The organism is Gimesia algae (genome assembly GCF_007746795.1).
GTDB classification, from domain to species: Bacteria; Planctomycetota; Planctomycetia; order Planctomycetales; family Planctomycetaceae; genus Gimesia; species Gimesia algae.
In genome coordinates, this window is sequence record NZ_CP036343.1 from 672,148 (window position 1) to 695,584 (window position 23,437).

The following is a 23,437-nucleotide window of genomic DNA, read 5'->3' on the forward strand; positions in this document are numbered from 1 at the left end:
CTATTGTCCGGCTTCATTGATCAGCTCAACACCGGATATTACCGGTAAATACTTTGAGTTTTCAGCCGGTTTCAGCTCAATTTCGATGCGATCCTCAACCGGAACCTTATTAAACTGTAAAGCAAGACTCTGCATGGCCTGACCTGTTTGCCGTCTGATATCCAATGAGTCCTGGACCTGCTTTCCCTGTAGATAGATGTGGAACAACCTTTGGCCTGCTGCTACTTTTTCATCGGGCTCTGCGAAGGTCAGTTTCACTGTAAAATAATTTGAAACGGTAGTGTTGGCTGGTTTTGATATTGTATCCTGTTTTGCAGACGAATCTTTTTTCATTTTCAGAACCAGGCGTGCTGAACCTGATGTTGCCCCCTTATAGGACCGTGCGATGCGGGTACCTGTACCGGTTATCAGAAAACAGACAGAACTGCCTTTCGACCAGCCCGGCTGAGACTGCACTTCCTGAAGCAGCGTTTTCAAATCGGGGGTTGCCTGCCCGGCAGCATGTTCATCAACTTTCGACCAGGCAGGAGGTGACCATTCCACAGATGCTTTCGTTCTCTGTCGGGCAGAGAGATTCCGTTTCGATTCAACAAATGGTTTCGGGTTCGCTGAAGCTTCTGCTTCGATTTTCAATTGGACAGGAGACTTCCCTGTCTCATCCACGGTAAACTGAATCCACGCCGACTCCAGTTGATCACTGGATGAGAGTGGGACATTCGAAAATCGAAGTCCCACCACCTGTGGATCTCCCGCGTCTAACCCCAGTTCCAGATCGCTGCTGTGAAGCTTGACTTCTCCCTTGGAATCTTCTTCAGCATCATCCTCTACGCCGCCAATCGGAATGCCAGGTGGCGGCGCTGGGTTGGTCTCCTGCTGAATGGCGATCGTGATTTTCTGTGGATCGATCATGCCTGACGCGGCGACCCAGTTCATGCCATCCTTTCCGGATGAATTCTGAACCTTCAAGGCATGGTGGCGAAATACCTCATACTTTTTATTTGAAATAGTCACTTTCAAGTCCGGTGACCGCCCGCCTACGCTGGGATAATCCAGCCAGAGGGTCCCATTTTCTGAACTTCGGTCGCCTGGTGCACCAAAATTGATGCCTGCCTGTTTCACCATTCCCGCAGATTTTGCATCACTGCCTAACTGGCTGGTCGTCCAGAATTCTATTTCAGGCATATGAATCAATGCGAGCGAGGTCTGATTTTGATAGGAACAGCTGCAAGTACGTGTGTAATCAGGAGCATTCAAAACGCCGTTTGCTACTACCAGATTAGATGTGCAACTCGATTTGAAACCACCAAAATTTCCGGTTCCACTCTGGGATTGCAGATCATAAAAACCAGCAGCACCGGAGCGAAATGTCAGCAGGTTCTCACTGGCAATGACATAATTGCAACCATAACTTCGTGTAAACTTAAGTGCTTCCTGCTGTTGAGTAATCGGATTGGTAATGGTGTAGGGGGAGCCGTCCAGGATATTGAAAGCGCCTCCTGAGACTTCATAAGAATTCGCCGAGGTGATGATGAGATCATTATGCAGCACGCAAGGGCCGGTATATTTTCGCTTCTGATTCTGCCAGCGAATGGAGCCATCCTTAGCATTATAGGCGATCATTCCCTGTCCGATTTCATCGCTGAGCCGATCTTTCGCCCTTGCTCCGGCCTGCAGCAGCAGATCATGTTGTTCTGAATATCCCAGCCAGGATCCGAAAATGGTGTCACGAGTTGACCAGAGTTCTTTGCCGGTCAGAATATCAAGGCAGACGATGCGGTATTTTGAGGGATCAACAAGTCCACGCCGCGAAAGTTTTTTCTCGGCACTGGCGGGTAGTTTATCAAGACAGTAAATCCGGTCTTTGCCTGCTACGATGGCGTTATGCAGAAATGAATGAATCGCATCTGCCTGCCAGAGGACTTCTCCCGAATGGCGATCGAAGGCAATTAATCCCTGGCTGGCGGAAAGGTCTGCCGCAGCCGGTCCATCTTTACCCGGTTTTTCATCAACCTGTTTACCAAAATGGCCAAACCCGTTTCCTGCCAGGAGAATATCATCATAGACAGCGATGAACGCCCATTCCTTTCGTGGATCCGGCAGCTTAATGATGCGTTTTGTTGCTCCGTCTCGAGCGTCTAATACATGGCATTCGTGCTGCATGGCCAGATAAATTTCATCGGCAGTCGCAATATAATTTGTTCCGCGGGCATTCGCCCCCGGTATGTGGCGTTGATTGTATTTCGTACTGAGGGGGGTATCTTCATAAGTAGAGTTGAAATAAATTCCGAAGGTTCCCAGATCTTCAAACTCCCTATGCCAGAGGACCTGTCCCGTGTAGACATCACGCGCGCTGAGGCTGTTCATCCCTTCCAGAAAAGTGCGTCCGCCGATCACCTGTTCCGGTGGGCCATGTCCATGTCGGGGGAGAATGTCTTCGTGTGAATTTCCGCCGAACCAGAGGACACCCAAAGGAAGTTTCACGCGTTTGTCATTTGATTTGACGGTATTCGCAATGTCGCCATACTGATGCGTCCAGTCTGCAGAATCAGGCAGAGCACCTTCACGAGATAGCATATGGCCGGTTGCCGTTGTTTTCAGTTGTGCTTGAGCCAGATCGGATTCCTGCAACAGGCGATTGATCTTTTTCGTCAGGCTCTGACCAGCATCGGGGATCCAGATCACGCCTCCGTAAGGGCGGACAGAACGATAAATCTGCTGTAATTGTTCCGCGTTCAAGGATTGGGCAAAAGCGTTGCTAAGTAAAGTCAGCCGTGCTATATGCTGAGGGGCCTGGTAGGAATCGGGTGTCCCTTGATGGACTGAAATGCGGGAACCATACAAACCCAGAGCGTCGTAGCGGGCTCTCAAGCGGGCAATTTTGTCGCTGTTTTCTTCAACGACAATCAGTTGTAATTTCGAATTCAATAACAGTGCATCAAACAAGGCTGCATTCTCAGTTCCATGGCAGATCACATACCCCTGACTGGATTGTGCAGCATCAATGAGTGTATGAGCCAGTTGTACCGTTTTGGAGTCAGGAGCGGATAGAACACTCGGTGCCGGTTTTTCCTGTTCGATGGACTTACCCGAAGAGCCAAATGCCAGAATATCTCCACTCAATGTAATGGCAAATAATTTATCATCTGCGGCCAGCAAACGCATGATACCCTGCGGTACCTTTTGTTCCCAGGCAACGTTTGGTTTTTCATCAGGAGAAGCAGGAAGCTGGATTGCTGTTAACGAATTTTCACCAGCTGCATAGAGTCGTTTGCCGGCACGGATCAGGTCTCCCCGGCCATCAGCTGCGATGGTCCAGAGTGGTTGATGACTCATTTTACTAGCCTGGATCAAGGGCCGCTTATCTTTTTCGATTGTGGAGTAGATTCGGTCTTCATGGAGTACTGGTTCGTTATAAACAAACAGATTCGGCAGACCTGTCTCCAGATTATAAGCACGAACACCGCGGTAGCGAGTATGCACAAAGAACTCTTTCGTTCCGGCGATCACAAAGGAACCACCATTGCCTTTCCCCCCCAGGTGAAAATATTTGAGTGCTCCGGTTTTACGGTCCAAGGCAGCGGGTACGGAACGACCGCCGGGAACCAATAGCAGGTCCTCTGTTGCGACCAGGGTCCCCTGGGGAGCAACGCCGGCAAAAGACGGCGCACTGTGGGGCTGTTTGATATAACTGGCGCTGGTCGAATCATTGACCCAGACGACATTTCCGGTCTCTGCATCAAGCGCGTAAATAAACGTGCCCATGAAAGGCCAGATACTCGCAGCAAAATAGACTGTATCATCATAGAGTACAGGGCCGCCGCGCGCAGGCCAGGCTGAGATGCCCCGTTTGTTACCCAGGGCTTTTTGTGCTCCAGGAGCACCACTGAATTTCCAGACTAGTTTACCCGTTGCGGAATCAAGACAATATAAAAAACCATCATCACTGACCAGGTAGACGCGGGTATCAGTCGCGACCGGAGAAAACCGGATAGGACCTTCTGTGTAGAACGTCCAGAGTGTCCTGCCGTTCTCTGTATCCAATGCAAGCAGTTTGTCCGCCTCATTAAAACCGACATACATCCGTTTGCCGAACACAACCGGTTCAAGAACCTTATCATATGTCATCAAGTCATTATTAAGGGGATCATCCCACACCTGTTCGCGTGCACCAAATGTACGAGACCAGGTAGGAACCAGTTGATCGGGCAGATCGTCGGGAGAGGCTGCGGTGTGACCTGCATCGTATCGCCACATCGGCCAGTCCCCCGCAATAAGAGATCCCTGGTGCAGCGAGAGAAAACAAAGTAGACACAACAGATTTCGAAAAAACAATTTAGTAAAAGACATAAGCGTTTCTATGGGTTGGCAGGCTGGCTGACTGACAGGAGAGTGATCGTTAAAGCGTTCTCACTGATTTTAGTGTATAGGGAGTCCGCGATGCTATCATTTTATTGCTGATTATTTCCGGACCGGACATTCATACATAGCGTTGCGATTCCCCAGAAAAGGATAACAAATCCAGCGGAATTCCAGAACCAGGCAAGCTCTCTGTCAAGAGTGGCAAAATAAAGCATGCCCGCTCCAGCGGCGATGACAAACAAATCATCCTTATACATCTTGATGAATACTTTCAGGCGAGACAGCATATTTTAAATCTGATTTCTTTTCAAAAATAACGCACATCTTTAGAAGTGGATACGCAAAATGCAGGCCTGAAACTGTCTAACTCTTAGTCGGGCCCGGGGGAAGGTCTGTAAACATAAACAACAGATGGCTCCTGTTAACCATAGTGATTCTAACAACCTGTTCCAGTAAAGAGATAGGTCAGATCGAGCTTGTATTCATTATCTGGTGTTGTACAATTGACTATATATAAAAAGTTATCCTTTTCAAAGTCGGGGCAGGGATGGGCAGCCTCCTGAACCGGGTAAGTTCAACGCGATTGAGGATGGTGCTGAAGTGTTGAGTGAACTCAAACGGCAATTCGATCTCATTCAAAAGGCAGGTAGACTGTCTGGAGTGATTGTGATGCTGTTCGCTCTCATGAATTTCCAATTGCTTACTGCAATTGCTGATTCAGAAGTCCCGACAACTGCCGTTCCATTGTCAGCTCAAATCGATCGATTGATTCAAGAGGCACAACAACGCGAAGGGGTCATTGCTGCACCACGATCCACCGACGCAGAGTTTATGCGTCGCGTTTCTCTGGATTTGACGGGAAAAATACCGGCGGTCGCCGATCTGCGCCGTTTTCTAGCAGATCCGTCTCCGCTGAAACGGGAACAACTGGTAGATCGTCTGCTTGCCAGTCCTGGTTTTGTAGTGCACTTCACCAATGTCTGGCGTGATCTCCTACTGCCTGAATTGACCAAGAATCTTCAAGCCAGAGGGCAGATTCCAGAATTTGAAGCCTGGCTTAGATCACAATTTCAAACGAACACCCCCTACGATGAATTGGCCCGCCAAATCATCAATTCACCTCTGGGCGCCAATCCACAAAATCAGCCTGGTGAATTTGTGCAGGAACTGACGCCGCGTGCTTATTTTATAGTGAAACAGTTGAAACCTGAGAACCTGGCAGCGGGAACGTCGCGGGCCTTTCTGGGTGTGCGAATTGAATGTGCTCAATGTCATGATCACCCCTTTGACAGTTGGAAACAGCAGCAGTTCTGGGAGTACGCGGCATTTTTTTCGAACATTGATCAGCCTCAACCAAATCAGATTGCGACCGCTCTGAATCTCCGAGAATCAGGCGGTCGTCCTCAGATTAAAATTCCCGATACGAATCGGCTGGTGGCTGCCACGTTTCTGGATGGAATTCAACCCGACTGGGAAACGGGAGATCCTACCCCCCGGATGCTGCTGGCTGAATGGATCACAGCCAAAGATAATCCCTATTTTGCCAAAGCGACCGCAAATCGTGTCTGGAGTCTCTTTTTCGGACGAGGGATGATTGATCCGGTTGATGATTTTTCTTCCACCAATCGTGCCTCACATCCACAACTGCTGGAGTTACTCGCGAATTCCTTGCGTGAGCATGAACACGACCTGAAATTTCTGATCCGGGAGATTGTGAACAGCCAAACTTATCAGCTCACCAGCCATCAGACCGACCCCAGTCAATCCCGGTCTGAATGGTATGGAAAAATGCCGACACGGGGTCTGACGGCGGAACAGATCTTTGCCAATCTGGTGCAGGCAACCGGTTTCTTCCGACAAACAACCGAGGTCGATTCTTTTCTGTTTTCTCTGGGGAATAACAGTCCCGAGGCTGAAATTGGAGACTTGTTTCAGACGGATGCTGAGAATCAGCTGGACCCGCGGGCAACAATCCTGCAGGCATTGGCTCTGATGAATGGCACGTTTATGACCAACGCCACCAGCCTTGAACAGTCGGATGTTTTTACTGCTATCGTTGAATTTCCCGAACTGACAGTCTCAGCCAAAATTGAAGCATTTTACCTGTGCACATTATCCCGTTTCCCAACTGAGTCAGAAACAAAACGATTGACAGAATATATTTCGTCCGCCAAATCGGAAGATGAAATAACACATGCTTATTCTAATCTGTTCTGGGCGTTGTTAAACAGCAGCGAGTTTTTATTGAATCATTAGTGATGACACCTGTATTGAAAACTTTTATTTTGTTTTTTGCGACAGGGATATTGGGAACGCTTTTAACATCTCATATTCAGGCGGGAGAGGTACCGCCTGTTGCTGCTAATCAACAGTCCGCCCAGCGAATCATTCTGTTGGCGCCCTCTGCGCCCGTCATTCTGGAAATCAACCTGCTGGTTGATCAGGCTGATTTCCGTTCCATCAGTAACGATTACATCGACAGGATGTTCGCCTCGCTCGATCGGGATGAAGATGGGGTTCTTGATCTGAAAGAATTGCAATCTATACCAGCATTCGGAATCCAACGCTACGATAAAGGGACTCTGCAGGCACGTCTCAAACGGCTTGATACTGACCCGGTCGATCAGCGTCTCAGCCTGAAGGAGTTTTCCACCTATCTGCACAGTGGTCAGGGTTCTGCTTTTCGGATTGCCGGGGTACCGTCACGAAGCTCTCAGGTGATTGAACTGTTTCGTAAACTGGATCAGGATCAGAATGGCACGCTCAGCGATGCGGAACTGAAAGCCAGTCCTCAGACGCTGTTTCTGTTTGATCGGGATGAAGATGAAGTTTTGAATCTGGCAGAATTACGTCCGTTCGATTCAGGTCAATCGAATACAGCGTCTCAGAGCCCAATTCGCCAGACGAAAGTGGAAACCCCCTTTCTTCGGTTGGATCACGATCGCTCGGTCAATAAAGCCATTGATGAGATTCTGAAGAAGTATATTGAGCATACCAATCCCGCAAAAGATGCGATCGCAGTCGGCTGCTTTCAGCAGGATCGGCAGAACACAGAGTATTTACAAGAGGCAGATCGGAACACGGATGGTTTCTTAAACCGAGAAGAACTGTTTGATTATCTGCAAAACCCCAGCGCGGATGTTCAACTGCAAATTGCAATACCGCGTAAGCAAACTTTTCGGCCCCAGTTAAAATTTCTCAACAAAACCACAAACCGGGTCAATGAAGTTCAAGTCGTTTCGAGTTCGAAAATTGAATTTCATATTGATGGTCTGTTACTGGAATTGAGAGTCAAAAGTACCCGGCATCTGTTGGCTGATAATGTGAGATTTTATCAAACGCGATTTCGTGTAGTCGATGGTGATAAAAACGGGTATTTGACTGAGCCGGAATTTATGCAACTGAATTTGCCTGGCATTGAATATCAGAAAGTTGATAAAAATAAGGACGAGATGCTGTTTGTGGAAGAATTAACCGATTTTTTAATTAAAGATACTGCCGAAGTCCAGAATCAGGTTGTCATGAACGTCACCAATGATGGAAAATCACTATTTGAAATACTGGATACGGATCTGGATCGACGGTTAAGCCCGCGTGAATTGCGGAACAGTATGCAACGTGTTAAAGAATATGATGGCAATCGTGATCAGGCACTGGATCACAGCGAGTTGAAAGGGCATTTTAAAATCACGTTCGAACTGGGAAAACCGGAATTATTTGTTTTTGCCCCGCGAACGGCTGCCATGTCGATGCAACAGAATATGTCGATCCCCAGAACGGCTGACGGTCCACGCTGGTTTCAACGAATGGATCGCAACCGCGATGGTGATCTCTCCCCACGGGAATTCCTGTTTGATCAGGCTTTGTTTAAAGAATACGACACTGACCAGGATCAACTGATCAGCCCTGCAGAAGCAGCAGCGATCGGGGCATCAGAATAATACGATAGTACTCCTCCTTTACTTGAGGTGAGACCATGGAACAGATAACTAAATCCACTCGATTAATCGATCGTGTTCAACAGCGGCTGGTTTTAGCTGTGTGGGGGCGTAAGGTTTTCGTTTCCTTCTGTATCTCACTGGGGGGCTATCTGGCTGCCATGCTTTTCAGCCGTTTCTCAGGATACCTGACTGACTGGTTCAGCCTGCCTTCACTGGGAGCTGTGGTTGCCGGGACACTCGTGCTGTCGTTTATCCTTTTTCGTAAACCCGACAAAGAACAGGCGGCACGGCTGATTGACCAGAAGCAGAAAACCAAGGATCTGTTCCTGACAGTCATATTACTGGATGAGTCAATCGGCAACTATAAGCCACTGGTAATTCAGGATGCTGAACAACAGGCGGCGAAAATACAACCGGCTCATGTGGTTCCTTTTGTGTGGGCCAAACGATTTTCCATCTCCTGTTCTGCAGCGCTGGTGCTGTTTCTGTTACTGGAATACACACCACAATTTGATCCGTTTGACCAAATACAGGCGGCTGAAGTGGAGCAGGAAAAAGTGAAAGAGTTCCAGAATACGAAAAAAGCCACCAAAGCCCGGCTCGCAGAATTAAAAAATAAAGATAACGGCGAAAATGACGCAGAATCGAAAGATGTCAAGCTGGCAGTCGAAAACCTGAAATCCGATTTTCGCAAGATGGTACCTGGTAAAAAACAGAAAAACGCGGAGACCCTCGCCGCACATCAGAAATCTCTCGGCGGCCAATGGCGTAAACGGGCTGAAGAGAATATGAAAAACATGATGATGAAAACAGACCAGGCACAAAAGTTTGGCGGAATGACCAAAGCAGAGGGGATGCAGAAATGGAGCAAGGAACTGCAGGAAGGATCGACCCAGTCTCTGATGAAAGAAATGGAAGAACTGAAAGATCAACTGCAGAGATTACAGAAAGAAACAGATCCGGTAAAACGGGAAAAACTCAAAAATGAGATTCAGAAGAAAATGAAAGAGATGGAATCATTTGCCCGTGAGCAGACGAATTCCAAAGCGATGGCAGCAGCATTAAAACGGGCTATGAAACAAATGCAGATGGCACAATCCAAAGGCATCCCACAGGAGGAGGCTCTCAGAGAAGCCATGCAGTCAATGGATCTGGCAAAGATGGAATTAAAAGAAATCGCACAGTCGGTGAAAGATCTGAAAAAACTGGAAGAGGCGTTAACCGTCCTGTCCAAGGCGAAAAAAGCAAATGATAAATCAGGTCTGGACGGTGAAGCCTGCGAAAATTGTATGACACTGGAAGACTATGAAGATCTGTATGCTCAGCTGATGGGTGATATGCAGGGAGAAGGAACTGGCGGTGAAGGACAGGGGGGGGGTGGCAAAGTTGATGAAGATGATACCGGAGACAAAGGATTTAAAACTGAAAAATCAAAATCTGCCATTACCGCCGGTAAAGTACTCCTCTCCTTCAAGACAAAAGGGCTCAGTGACCGGGGAGAAGCTCAGAAGGATTACAAGAAACTGTTGGTTGATCTGAAACAGGGAATGAGTGAAGCGATTATGCAGGAACAGATTCCTCCCGGATATCATGAAGGCATCAAAAAGTATTTCAATTCGCTTGAGAAAAAAACTGAAGAGAACGCAACCGACAAATGAATGAAACCAGAGGACGCAGGACCTGGTCCGGATGGTTGATGCTGGCGTTTGTAGAATTCGCTGTTATCGGCATGATTGGAATGGTCTATTATTACCAGAAGCAGGATGAGGCTCTTGTTGTCTACTGCGCCCATGATGCTGTTTTCTCAGAAAAGATTCTCAAACAGTTCGAACAGCAGACAGGCATCAAAGTTGAACCCCGCTTTGATACGGAAGCCACCAAATCGCTGGGTCTGACGAATTTGATCATTCGGGAAAAAGACCACCCCCGCTGTGACGTATTCTGGAATAACCAGACACTGGGCACGGCAGCTTTAAAAGAGCATGATCTGCTGGCTTCGTATCAGGGACCAGGATACCGGAGAATTCCTGCTGAGTTTAAAGATCGGGAGGGGTACTGGACCGGATTTGCGGCCCGCCTGCGCGTTTATATTGCCAATACAGATTCGTATGTACTTTCCTATGAAAATGTTGAAACGACTTTAGCAGGGCCATTGAACCAGGTAGCGATCGCGAAACCCCTTTATGGAACAACTCTGTCGCATTTTTCCATTCTCTGCGATGCCTGGGGATTAGCTCATCTGCAGAAGTGGTACCATTCTGTACTGGAGCGGGGCATCCAGGTCACATCCGGTAATTCCAGTGTGAAAAACCTGGTCGCCTCTGGTGCCTGTATTCTGGGATATACTGACACGGATGATTACTTCGTCGCAGTCGATGCCGGGCAACCCGTAACGGCGCTACCGATATTAGTCGAAGAAAAAGCCCTGCTGATTCCCAACAGTGTAGCCATTATCAACGGCACGAAGCGACGTAAGCAGGCGGAGACGCTGGTTGATTTCCTGCTTTCAGCGGAGGTCGAACTGGAATTATCACAATCGCAATCACGTCAGATACCATTAGGTAAAGTCAACTGGGATCTGGTCCCTGAAGAAGTTCAGAAGTTTCGTCCTTACATTAAACAGGCATATCCGTTATCCGATCTGGTCAAACAGAGAAAATTGACTTTGGACTGGCTCAAGTCGGAGTATTTGAAATGAGCCTGACCACAATTTGTGGTGTGACCGTGTTACGTTGTCTCATCATTTCGCTGACCGGTGTCTTTCTCTGTCAGAGACTGTCAGCTCTGCTTGATCAATCGGAATCTCGGTTCACCTTTTTTTTATGGCTACTGATACTGTCTCCCTTACTGGTTCCGGAACTGATTGTCGGTTATGCCTGGTCGCTGTTGACTACACAACTGATTCATTTCCCGATTCTCGCTGAATTCGTCTATTCCTCTCTGGTTCTTTTAAGAGTCGTTCCTGTGGGAATCATCTGTTATCACATGACTGCTCGAACACAAATTTCGTCAGAATCTGATTTCATTCGCCGATCTGCTTCGATAGCAGGCACAGGGATTTCCCACATTTCTGTAATGTGGGGATTCTTTCTCCGCAAAACGTTAGTGCGAATTCTGCCCGTATGGTCTCTGCTGTTTCTACTCGTTTTTCAGGAATTTGAGATTGCCTCGCTGTTGTATCAGAATTCCTGGACGGTCTGGATCTTTGATGCGCAGGCAGGCGGGGTGCCCGTCAGAGAAACACTGGTTTATCTCATTGGTCCGTTGATCATTGAAATAATGCTGATGGCCGGTGTGTTAGCTCTGTTAAGAAATCTTGAGCAACGACCACATTATCTGCAACAGTATTCTGGTTCAAAAGTGAACCGATTGCGGCACCTGTTTGCTGGCAGCTATCTGGCTGTGGCAACGGGCTGCGTGGTTCTGATTCCTCTGGTTATGATCAGTTGGGGCACTTTACGTTCTCTGACCAGTGTTCTGCAAAAAAATCGCTTACAGATCATGGGCACGCTACAGGAATGTATCTGGGGATTGTTATATGCGACGATGTCCGCGATTGCTGCCTGGGGGCTGGCCAGCTTTTTTTTTCACCGAAATCAGTTCCCCATCATTAAAACAATGGGACTGGCGTGTTGTGTACCGGGCTTGTGTGGCGCTTTACCCCTGGCGCTTGTCATTGCCTCTTTGTTTTTGACTCAGGCAGGTGACTGGCTCTATGGAACCCCAGTGCCGGTTTTGACTGGCTTTGTGTTATACCTTTTTCCCAGAGCGGTATTCTTAAAGCTGGTTTTTCAAAAACAGAATGAAAACGATTCCTTATTCCTGGCTCATTTACTGAATCAATCTGATTGTCCTCAACAGGCAGCGAACGGCGGTCGTTTGTTATGGGTTACCAAGGGGCGTCCGCAATACTGGGCGGTCGCGGTCCTGGCTTTCTGGGTTTACTGGGATGTCACGATCAGTTCTATTCTCGCTCCTCACAGCGGCATGACTTCATCAGTCCGTCTGTATGGCCTGATGCATTATGGACAAAATTCAGTTTTATCTGCAATTAGTTTGATCAGTTTCTGTATTCCTGTTTTACTGGGGATCATACTGTTTCCTGTCGTCCGCAAAATCTGGATTCATTTCAACAACCAATCTGAACTCAGTCAGTTCGTTTAATGAGTATATCAACTCTCAGTCCAAAATCTGAATCGCTGTTATGGTCACTGACGGATGTCAGTCTGAACTGGGCAAACGGTACGAGGCTGACTGAGATTAATCTTAAGATTCCCACAGGTGTGACGTCGGTCATGGGATATTCAGGAGCCGGCAAGACGTCTCTTTTAAATTTACTGGTGAAATTCGATCGCCCTGATCAAGGGGCTGTGACAAGGATTGAAGAATCGTCGTCATCGGCTCACAGCCTGGACCTGTTCTGGGTTCCTCATACGCTGGGTCTGTGGCCGCAATATACGGTTTATGAGCATCTGACTTTAGTCTGCCCCCAATCTGAACGACCGAATATTTCAGCAGAATCACTGTTGGATGATTTTAATCTGAAACCTCTGGCAGCCAAATATCCAGGACAACTCTCACAGGGAGAAGCGTCCCGGTTAGCAGTCGCCCGCGCGCTGGCGAGCCATGCCCGTGTGATTGTGATGGATGAGCCGCTCGTACACGTTGACCAGGCACATTGGCCTGCATACTGGAATGTCATTCGAAAGTTCTGCCGCGCGCATCAGATTTCGCTCGTCTTTTCCTCTCATTCGCCGGAACTGGTTTTGCGGGAGGCAACTCATGTCGTGTGCCTCGAACAGGGGCGGGTCGTCTATGCGGGAGATGTCACAGAGTTGTACTATAATCCACCTTCTCTCCAGATCGCCAGCTATCTCGGCCGCATCAATGACCTGAGCATGATCGATACTCAAGCAATCACAGGCAGCGAGAGGAATTCACATTTCGCGCGCCCCGAGCAACTAGCCATCGTCAACGACGATCAGGGTGTCTGTGAGGTACAGTATGTGAAATTCAGTGGCTCAATTGAAGAAGTCACTTTAATCTGTGAACGGAACCCCCAAGTCATCACTACATTATTTCATCGTCCCGCTAGAGCCAAGCTGCAGAGGGGAGATCGTGTATCCGTTCGACTGCTACTACTTCTATTATGTCTGATTTTTCAAGTTGGTTGTGGAGGGGGCACTGCTCCCCAGTTGAAGTTTGCCGAAACCATTCAGTGGCCGGTACCCGCTGAGGGAATTAAAGTCCCTGCACCGCGTAGCTTAAATGTGGGGCCCGAGGACGAACTTTACGTTCTCGATAACGCTGGGCGTGTTCTGGTATATGATGCAGAGAATCAACTGGATCGACAATGGAAGATGCCCGATTTTGAAATTGGCAAACCCGAAGGGATCTGCCTGCTCAAAAATGGACAGATCGCAGTCGCCGATACGCACTATCATCGGGTTGTCTTCTTTGATCAGCAGGGGAAGGTCATTCAATTCCTGGGCGAATATGGAGAAGAACCCGGTCAGTTTATTTATCCGGTGTCTGTCGTTCAGGATCCGGCTGGTAATATGTACGTCAGCGAATATGGAAACAATGATCGAGTACAGAAATTTTCTGAGCAGGGAGATTTCCTGCTGGAATTTGGTACTGTTGGTACAGGACCGGGGGAATTTCAACGTGCTGCCGGGATGATCTGGCATGATGGAAAAATTTATGTTTCCGATGCGGTAAATAACCGGATTCAGGTTTTTACTGATGACGGTCAGTTTCTCGAGATTCTGGGCACGAAAACCGGTGGATTGCCCCTCTATTACCCGTACGACATTGCCATCGATCGCCATCACAATCAGCTTTATATCGTTGAGTATGGGGCCGGACGCATCACCAAAACAGACTTATCGGGTCAAATCTTAGGGGTATATGGTAAGACAGGGATGAATCAAGGGGAATTTCTGACTCCCTGGGGACTTACAGTAAATTCCAAAGATCAGGTATTCGTAGCTGACACGGGAAATCGATTGATCGTAAAATTGATACCATGAAAATCAAAGAACTTTATCGCCAGTTAGTTCCTCGACCACGCACACCTGTGACGTGGCTGCGGGCGATTCCCCTGGTTTTCTTTCTGGTCCTCTATGCGGGCTTGTGTATTGGACTGGAACAGACAGGAGTTCTGCTGTTCGCGCGACCCTGGGCGTTTTGTTTAATCCTGTTTTCCGTCTGGGTCTGGTGGCTGTCTATAGCTGGATATGGTGGCTTGAGTAAAGGCAGGGCGCTGGCGGCCTTGATCTCCCGACTGTTAATGCTGGGCCTGTTTGTGATGCTGATTGCAGAACCCCGGTCGGTCCGCGTGCGCGATGTCATTTCGGTCGTCTATGCCGTCGATCTTTCCGATTCGATCGGTGAATCCTCGGTCGAGTCCGCTCTGGAATTTGTGATGAAAACGGTGACCGAGAAACCCCAGACTGATGAAGCTGGTCTGGTAGTATTCGGCAGAAACTCAGCCGTCGAACTCCCACCCCGCGTTTCTTTTCCCTATGAAGCTTTGAATTCACGGATTGACCGCGATGCCACGAACCTGCAGCAGACCCTGTCTCTAGCCGCTGCGATGCTACCCGAAGAAAATCGGGGGCGGATCGTTCTGATCAGTGACGGAACGGAAACCGAGGGTTCCATTTCACAAGTACTGGATGAGCTGAAATCACGCGATATCGCCGTTGATGTTCTACCTCTTCAATATGAATATGACAAAGAAATCTGGCTGGAGAACCTGGAACTGCCCCGGTTTGTCAAGCTGGGAGAAAACTATGAAGCCGCGATTGTGCTCTCCTCATTGAAACCAGGTAAAGGAAAACTGGTTTTACGTGAAAACGGCAAAATGGTTGGTAATCCGAAAGAAGTAACATTTAAAGCCGGTAAAAACCGCTATGTGATTCCAATCTACTTAAAATCCCCCGGTTACTATGAATATTCCGCCACCATCGAAACAGACCGTGGAGAAGACCACCTTACTGAGAACAATACGGTCCTGAACTATCTCTATGTCGAAGGGGAAGGCAAAGTCCTGCTTGTCACTGATCCTAACCCTTCTGGCGACAACGAGGCTGACAAAAAAAAAGACTGGCTATCGCTGGAGAAAGCCATCCGGGAAGGGGAGCGAAATGTAGAGACGGTTTCTGCCTACGAGTTCCCCAGCGATTCACTTTCACTCATGCCTTATGATGCGATTGTATTTGTCAATGTCCCCGCCGATGCGTTCAATGTGATTCAACTGAAAGCAGTTCACGATGCTGTCTTCAACCAGGGCATCGGCTTTATGATGGTAGGGGGAGACAACAGTTTTGGTCCCGGCGGTTATCATCGCACTGTGATCGAAGATGCGCTACCCGTTACCATGGACATTACAAAAAAGAAAGTCCTCCCCAAGGGGGCACTCGCCATTATTCTTCATACTTGTGAATTTCCGGAAGGGAATACCTGGGGTAAAAGGATCACAAAGCAGGCCATTAAGGTGCTAGGCGCACAGGATGAAGTGGGTGTTCTGGTCTATGACTTTATGGATGGCGAAAAGTGGCTCTTTAAATTGATGCCGGCCGGCGACTATGAAAAAATGGTTCCGAAGATTAACGGAGCCCAGATCGGGGATATGCCCAGTTTCGCCAATACCATGCAACTTGGGCTGAATGGCTTAATCAATAGTGATGCTTCCACCAAGCACATGATCATCATCTCTGATGGTGATCCTCAGCCTCCTACGCCTCAGTTACTTGGCCAGTTTGTGAAAAATAAAGTCAGCGTCTCCATGGTTGCCATCTTCCCACACGGCGGACAAGACATTTCCTCAATGCGCGGCATCGCCGGGGCGACGGGCGGACGCTACTATTTTCCATCCGATCCGAATCAGTTGCCTTCAATTTTCATCAAAGAATCAAAAACGCTGAAGCGGAGCATGATTCAGAACGAAACGATTACCCCGGAAGTCGGCCTGATCTCACCGGTTCTGAAAGGGATCGATGCCATACCCGCATTACATGGATATGTGCTCGCAACAATTAAACCCCGAGCCGAAGGGGTTCTGAATGCTCCTGAAAAGAAAGAGGCGGAGGGTGAGATTGACCCGATTTTGTCATTCTGGCGGTATGGTTTGGGGACCACAGCTGCCTTTACTTCAGATCTCTCCCCCAACTGGGGTGCCGACTGGGTCAACTGGGATCATTACCAGGCATTCATCAAGCAGCTGATGATCAAAATCTCGCGGGTTCAGAAGCATGATCACCTGAAGATGTGGAGCCACACATCGGGGAATAAAACCACAATCATGGTAGAAGACTTTCATCCGGAAGAGTCATTCTTAAATGTGGCAGCCCGTATCTCTGGCCCGCATGATCGTCAGGAAACAGTTGTGCTCAAGCAGGTCAGTCCCCGACGATATCAGGCGACTGTGCCCCTCTGGGGAAAAGGCCGCTATCAGGTCATGGCAGTCGGGAAGTCAGGGGATCGGGAAGATCACGCAAACGGAGGATTCATAGTTCCTTATTCTCCCGAGTTCCTGCGGTTCCGATCAAATCCGATCGTACTTGAACAGATTGCAGCACGGACGGGGGGGCAGCAACTGCCACTGGAAAATGCATCTGAAATCATTTACGGTCGTCGGGCCCCCAAAATGAGCTCTAACCCGATCTTTGACTGGTTCCTGATTGCATTAGCGATTCTAGTGCCGTTAGATGTGGGAATCAGACGAATTCAACTTGACTGGTACATTATCAAAGGCTGGTTTGAGTTTGGTAAAGATGACAAAAAGAGTACAGCCACTATGGGCGCTCTGCTGCAGCGAAAACAGAATGTCACAGAAGAATTGGATTCACGCAAAGGTCAGCCAGACCCGCTAAATCAGCAATCAACGATTGCGAAACTGCAGGAGCAACGCCAGCAGACAACCAGGTCACCCAAGCCTGGCAAGACAGAAACAAAACCACCAGACAAGCACACGAAAGAACCTCCCAAGCCACCAGCAGGTGGTTCCGAGGGAAATCAGTCCACAACGGGGCGTCTGCTTGATTTGAAACGCCGCAGAAATTCCGACGACGATAAAGATAAATAAGATAGTTTAACATCGTGGAGATACGAAGATGAATCAGCCAGAAACCACTGAGGAACCAATTGTTCTGCAGGCGGAAGCCGACCATTTCAAAAAGGTTTTCAATGAAGCCAGATCCGAAATCGCGCGGATGATTATCGGACAGGAGCGGGTGGTAGAATCAACGCTATACGCCTTGTTTTGTGGCGGAAATGTTCTGCTGGAAGGGGTGCCGGGACTGGGTAAAACAGAGTTAGTCAAAGCCCTGTCACGTGTATTGGATCTAAACTTTCAGCGAATTCAGTTCACTCCCGACCTGATGCCGGCAGATATCATCGGAACCAATATCATGAGTACCGATGAAACAGGCACTTATCGTTTTGAATTTCGCAAAGGCCCCATTTTCACGCAATTACTGCTGGCCGATGAAATCAACCGTGCTTCTCCTAAAACGCAGTCTGCGCTGCTGGAAACCATGCAGGAGGGGACAGTGACTGCTGGCGGCACTCACTTCCGACTCGATCAACCCTTTTTCGTGATGGCAACACAAAATCCGATTGAACAGGAAGGGACATACCCACTGCCTGAAGCACAGCTTGATCGATTCATGTTCAAAATCAATGTCCCGTTTCCGAACCGAAGCGAATTGAATACCATCGTACAGCAGACGATTCTGAAACAACCGGTCGAACTGAAAAAACTGCTGAATAGCCAGCAGATCATGGAATTGAGAAGCATTCTGGAGAAAGTCGTGGTTGTCGAACCCATCCGGGACTATGCAATCCGCCTGGTCCTTTCGACCCATCCCGGGACCGATTTTGCCGTGGATGAAATCCGCCGGTTCGTGCATTGGGGAGCCAGCCCGCGTGCTGCCCAGTCATTAATTAAAGCCGCCCGAGTTCGGGCGCTCAGTGAAGGTCGGGCACATGCAGCATATGAGGATGTACGCTATTTTGCCAATGAGGTGTTACAACACCGTGTGCTGTTGAATTACGACGGCCAGGCCGAAAATGTCAGTGTGAAAGATCTGGTGGAACGAATCTGTCAGGAATTACCGGAAAAGGAATAGTCACAGGTGTCTCAGGGAACTCCACTCACTCAGTTCACAACATTATTCGATAACAAAACGTTATCGATGCTGGAACGGATGCGCTTAAATCCCACGCGCCGATTGACCAATCGCAGTCGTGGAGAGCATCTTTCGGGAAAAGGGGGGACGAGTACAGAATTTTCCGATTACCGCAATTATGTTCCCGGCGATGATGTCCGCTATATTGACTGGAACATCTTTTCCCGTTTGAACCGCCCCTTCATGAAACAATATCAGCATGAAGAAGAAATGCATGTGGTCTTAATTCTGGATGCTTCGTCTTCCATGGATTATGAAGATAAATTTCTGCGTTGTCGACAGTTGGCTGCTGCATTTGGTGTAATGGGGCTGCTCAATTTCGAAAAAGTCAGCGCTTATGTCTGCCATAACAAGGGAGGGCGTCCCGAACAGTACCTGCCGACAACCGGTCGTGGCAGTATGAGACGACTGTTTGATTTTCTGACCCAGATTGAACCAGGCGGCGATTCCCCCATTGAAAGTGCGGTCGATGATGTACTCCGGTCACATCGCGGTCGTGGAGTTGCGATCCTGCTTTCGGATTTTGAATCCTTTGGGGATTTGCAACGTCCGATGAACCTGCTTTACAGCTCGGGACTGGAAATATTTGGGGTGCAGATCCTGGCGCCTTCTGAAGTGAACCCGGAAATCAATGGCGATCTCAGACTGATTGACAGTGAAAGTGGTCAGACCCTTGATATTTCCTCCGCCGGGGATCTGTTAGGTCTGTATCATGAGCATCGCTGTTTACTGGAAGAGCATCTGGCATCACTCTGTCGCCAGCGTTCTGGTAAGTTCCTGATGGTCAACAGCGGCGATCCACTGGAACATGTCCTGTTTGATCAACTGAGACGGAAAGGTTGGGTCGTATGAATTTCTGGCCTGGCTTTTACGCTCTCCAGGGCGCCTGGTTTCTATTCCTGCTGGTACCACTGGTCATCTTTTATTTCCTCAAATTAAAACGACCACATCAGCGTGTACCTTCACTGGCACTCTGGAGTCAGGTGATCAATGACCGCCGTGTGAATTCACCGTTCCAGAAGTTTAAACGCAGCATCCTGTTGCTGCTGCAAATCCTGCTGCTGCTGTTTCTGGTATTAGCATTAATGCAACCATATGTTCAAAGTGGTGCAGAACGTGCTGAGTATCTCCCCATATTAATCGACTGTTCTGCGAGTATGGCGGCGACCGATTCGGAATCGGGTAAAACACGACTGGAGCTGGCGAAAGAACGTGTGACTGACCTGATTGATAATATGTTGCCTGACCAGCAGCTTTCACTGGTTGCAGTCAGTTCTACTGCCCGTCGTTTAACTGCTTTTACAGATAATCAGCGTGTCCTGAAGAAAGCACTCGCTGATTTAACAGTCGATGATGTTCCCAGTCAGCTTGAAGATGCACTGCGTATGACACAGGCGCTGTCACGTACTGCTCCTCTCAAAACAGTCCTGTTTTATTCAGATGGCAATTTTCCCCGCGAAGTGAATTTTGAACTACCCTTCGATCTGAACTTTCAGTTACTCCCGGCAGCAGGGGCAAACATGGGTATCACATCGTTCAATGCACGAAAAAACCAGGCTGGTAACTGGGATGTCTTTATTCGCATTGAAAACTCCAAACAGGCGGGTAGTCCCGCTGAAATAGAGCTGATTCAGGATGGGACCAGTGTCGCCAAAGAAGAGATCGTCCTGGGGAGTGGAGATTCTCAACGACTGGAGTTTTCCATTACTGCAGATAAAGAATCAAAACTGGAAGTGGTTTTAAATCCTGGATCGCGAGACAGTCTGGCTGCTGATAATCGTGCGTTCCTCACCATACCACAATCCAGATCCCTGTTGATCTACATTGATCCTGAATTAGCCAGCTATCGCTACGCGCTGGCCGATAATCAAGAATTGATTCTCTATCCACAGGAAAAAAGCCCCACGGCTCCACCAGACTATGATCTGATTATTGGAGGCTCAGAAAAAGATCTCAACAGGCCAGCGCTGGTGAAACTGGGAGTGGGGTTTGTCCCTGAAGATTTAAAAAAACTGATCTCGCTGGAGAGTAATCTGACGGATGTGGTAGACTGGAATCGCAGTTCATCGTTATTACGCCACGTTGAGTTGGCCGATGTACAGATTTCTCAACAACCAGTCTGGGCAGAGAATGCCAACATTGAAGATCTGGAAGCCATGGGTTACGAAGTTCTCATTCACGGGCGACTCGGACCTTTGTTATTACAGAAGCGTATTGGAGGGGAACTGGAATTCTATTTTCTGTTTAATACAGATCGCTCTACAATGCCTTATCGTGTCGGTTTCCCTATTATGGTATCGAATCTGATTCAATTGACATTACAGGAAGCGGGAATTTCCGAGACTCAGGCAGCGGCGACTCCAGTACTCCCTCCACTGGAGTTTCAGCCAGAAAAGCAGTATGAGATTTTAACTCCTGCCGGGAATGAATTGCGTGCGGAGAGTGATCAAAATGGTCGAATCTCTGGAGTCGCCGCTTTACATACTGGCCAATATACCATTAACGGGGCGGGAGCCGAGAATACAAAAATCAGCGTAAGTCTTTTAAACCCTTTAGAGACTTCTCTCGTTTCTGAAGAAGAGATTCAATTCAGTGAAGTGCCCGTCACAGCGACTCAAACGCAGATCGACAGCGACAAGCCCCTCTGGGGGGAGTTTGCCTTCATCGCATTTCTATTGCTGCTGGGAGAATGGTGGTATTTTCAGAAACGTCCGGCAGGAACAATGTCGTAAACAGATTATAAGAAAACAGGTTGGAAACGTATGAATTGGAAAGTCCTGCAACTGGTCTGGTTATCCTGCGTTTTGACAGCACACCTGGCGGCCGCGCAGACAACCCCGATCACAGTCGATATTTCTCAGACGGCTCAGTTCCCCAAAGGGAATGGTCCCCTTTCGTTTGTCTGGCAATGCTCAGTCTCCACTCCCGACCTGCTGGAAGGGCATTTTCTAGTCACTGCCTATGATGGGAATGAGCAGTTTGGACAGTTTCAGTCGCATGATGTCGCTTTGCATTCAGGATTTCATGAAGTCCCCATGATGCTACCGCCAATGAAGGTAGACAATGCCTATTCCGAGTTGAAATTACGCCTCAGTTTTATCACACCTGAGACTCGGTATGATTTTAAAGATCCTTATACTCTGAAAGTCGGTCGTAAATACCTGAGAACACTGACAGTTGGAGTCTGTGATCCGTTTATCGAAAATTTACCGCCTGCTCTGAAAACGTTTCTGGATCAATTAAAATTTGAAGCGATCAGCCCCGTAGGACCGATACAGATCGATCATGGTCAGGGAGAGGTCCCACCTCACGTCGCAAATCAGGGCGCGAAAATCGCTCCACCTCTTAAATTTAATCTGAAAACCTATTCGATTCACCTGCATCCGGAAGACTTTCCAAAGCTTCCCGTTGACTGTCATCAGTATGACATCCTGGTGATTACGGCCCGAGGACTGGAAGCTTTAGAATCGCGTCACCTGAATGCAATTCTGCAGTGGGTCCGTTCCGGGGGCAGTTTATGTGTACTTCCCGGTGAATCGACGGGGCCCAAACAGCTGGTATTTCTCAACGCCCTGCAGGAACGCGAAGGGGGCTCTCCCCTGTTACAGAATTCCAAGGGGCAAATTGACTTTTCTGATGAGAATCAAATCCTGTTTACCCGGACAGGTTGGGGGAGGTCCATTATTCTGCGCCAGCAGACACTGGAAAAAGGTTCGCTTACTTCCGATGAACAGGCGCGGATTCCATTCTTTTTATGGAAGCTGAAACAGTCACAAAAGAAATTCTATGACCAACGACATCACTGGGATGATCAGAAACTGATTCAGGATTACTTCCAGCGGGAACAACAAACGAACTATCGAAACTATAATGCCTATGCCGCTTCAGAAGTGCTCAGTATGGCCTATCAGCCCCTCTTTACCGGGGGGATGCTAATTACTGATCTCATGCCGGCAGAATTGCAGATTGTTCCCACCTGGATCATCGGTACCATTTTGCTGGGGTATGTATTGATGATTGGCCCCGGAGAGTATTATCTTCTGGGATATTTTAAAATACGACGGTTTACCTGGCTCACATTCCCTGTTATTTCAATTTTTGTTGCCTTATTTGCTTTTGTCATCTCTAATTATTTCATGCAGGCGTCCCACGAGCGAAAACCCCTTTCAATCATCGATCTGGACAGTAAAGGGAGACCAGTCAGAGAGAATGAGATTGAACTGCTCTTCACAGGTTCCTATCAGACCATTGAAACCAGGATCAAGTCAGGGCTATTCAGTCCGCTGAACCAAACGGAACTGGGCAGGGGTTTCAATAACTATAATTCTCCGCAGAGTACCTCACCTGCGATGGTAGGGGCTCCCTTCTATCAGGGATCCATTCCGACACAATACTCTGTCTATCAACGTATGCCTCAATGGACGCCTCAACTGAACCGAATTGTCAATAATTATCCTCAACAAGAACAACCTGGTTTTGACTGGTCGTCAATTACTGTCGATCAACTGAATTCGAACGATCGTCGCGCGAAACTGAAAACACAGGTTAAACAGGCTTATGGTGAGAATGCTATCCTGTTGATCTATCGAGGAACGACCGGTGGAAAACCAAAGCGATATACTGTTTATATGAACGCACGACTTTCCGGAAACCCGGTGCATGCTATAGGGGGCACCGCATTATTAACTCCCATTCACCGGCCGCATACACAGTATCAGATTCAGTCCCAGGAGCAAATCTGTTTTATGGACGATCTGTGTGTCCGGCAACAGCAGGGCATATTTCAGATTGTCTCCCAAACATCCCCTGCAGGCGGAAGTAATCTTGAGGACTTGAGTATTCTGGACTCCACTGACCCCCGTCAATGGCTGGTTGTTGTGTATGTTCCAGGCAAACAACAAAATACCATCTACCGTCAATTAATCGTGTCAGACACTTAAC

General features: G+C 48.3%; 13 protein-coding genes. 11 read left to right on the forward strand and 2 right to left on the reverse strand.

Features of this window, described 5'->3' with window-relative positions; genetic code table 11:
• Together Pan161_RS02395 and Pan161_RS02400 are read right to left on the reverse strand one after the other, a co-directional pair.
• Window positions 1-4,254, reverse strand: a complete 4,254-nt coding sequence (locus Pan161_RS02395; protein ID WP_197995662.1) for an outer membrane protein assembly factor BamB family protein — start codon at window positions 4,252-4,254, stop codon at window positions 1-3.
• Window positions 4,255-4,448: 194 nt separating this feature from the next.
• Entirely contained in the window at window positions 4,449-4,646 is a 198-nt protein-coding gene (locus Pan161_RS02400; protein WP_145224004.1) for a hypothetical protein, read from the reverse strand.
• 382 nt (window positions 4,647-5,028) lie between these two features.
• Here Pan161_RS02400 and Pan161_RS02405 point away from each other — a divergent pair, with 382 nt between their 5' ends.
• The 11 genes from Pan161_RS02405 to Pan161_RS02455 are packed head-to-tail and all read left to right on the forward strand — an operon-like array spanning window position 5,029 to window position 23,436.
• Window positions 5,029-6,615, forward strand: a complete 1,587-nt coding sequence (locus Pan161_RS02405) for a DUF1549 and DUF1553 domain-containing protein (RefSeq protein WP_145224005.1) — start codon at window positions 5,029-5,031, stop codon at window positions 6,613-6,615.
• A 50-nt stretch (window positions 6,616-6,665) separates the two neighbouring features.
• Window positions 6,666-8,300, forward strand: a complete 1,635-nt coding sequence (locus tag Pan161_RS02410) for a CREC-EF hand family protein (protein ID WP_232103595.1) — start codon at window positions 6,666-6,668, stop codon at window positions 8,298-8,300.
• A gap of 35 nt (window positions 8,301-8,335) precedes the next feature.
• Entirely contained in the window at window positions 8,336-9,958 is a 1,623-nt protein-coding gene (locus tag Pan161_RS02415; protein ID WP_145224007.1) for a hypothetical protein, read from the forward strand.
• The gene (locus Pan161_RS02420; RefSeq protein WP_145224008.1) at window positions 9,955-10,998 is read left to right on the forward strand and encodes an extracellular solute-binding protein; all 1,044 of its coding nucleotides are present in this window, start codon (window positions 9,955-9,957) and stop codon (window positions 10,996-10,998) included. The genes Pan161_RS02415 and Pan161_RS02420 overlap by 4 nt, the downstream gene beginning before the upstream one ends.
• Window positions 10,995-12,464 carry a hypothetical protein gene (locus tag Pan161_RS02425; RefSeq protein WP_145224009.1) on the forward strand — a complete coding sequence of 490 codons (1,470 nt, stop codon included), beginning with the start codon at window positions 10,995-10,997 and terminating at the stop codon, window positions 12,462-12,464. The genes Pan161_RS02420 and Pan161_RS02425 overlap by 4 nt, the downstream gene beginning before the upstream one ends.
• Window positions 12,464-14,332, forward strand: coding sequence for an ATP-binding cassette domain-containing protein (locus tag Pan161_RS02430; RefSeq protein ID WP_145224010.1), 1,869 nt, complete (start codon window positions 12,464-12,466; stop codon window positions 14,330-14,332). The genes Pan161_RS02425 and Pan161_RS02430 overlap by 1 nt, the downstream gene beginning before the upstream one ends.
• Window positions 14,329-17,391, forward strand: a complete 3,063-nt coding sequence (locus Pan161_RS02435; RefSeq protein WP_145224011.1) for a VWA domain-containing protein — start codon at window positions 14,329-14,331, stop codon at window positions 17,389-17,391. The genes Pan161_RS02430 and Pan161_RS02435 overlap by 4 nt, the downstream gene beginning before the upstream one ends.
• 28 nt (window positions 17,392-17,419) lie before the next feature.
• Window positions 17,420-18,436 carry an AAA family ATPase gene (locus tag Pan161_RS02440; RefSeq protein WP_145224012.1) on the forward strand — a complete coding sequence of 339 codons (1,017 nt, stop codon included), beginning with the start codon at window positions 17,420-17,422 and terminating at the stop codon, window positions 18,434-18,436.
• Between the two features lie 6 nt (window positions 18,437-18,442).
• Window positions 18,443-19,348, forward strand: coding sequence for a DUF58 domain-containing protein (locus Pan161_RS02445; RefSeq protein ID WP_145224013.1), 906 nt, complete (start codon window positions 18,443-18,445; stop codon window positions 19,346-19,348).
• A complete protein-coding gene (locus Pan161_RS02450) occupies window positions 19,345-21,228 on the forward strand; it encodes a vWA domain-containing protein (RefSeq protein ID WP_145224014.1) in 1,884 nt (627 codons plus the stop codon). Before Pan161_RS02445 ends, Pan161_RS02450 begins: the two co-directional genes overlap by 4 nt.
• A gap of 30 nt (window positions 21,229-21,258) precedes the next feature.
• A complete protein-coding gene (locus Pan161_RS02455; RefSeq protein ID WP_145224015.1) occupies window positions 21,259-23,436 on the forward strand; it encodes a hypothetical protein in 2,178 nt (725 codons plus the stop codon).
• Window position 23,437 lies beyond the last annotated feature (1 nt).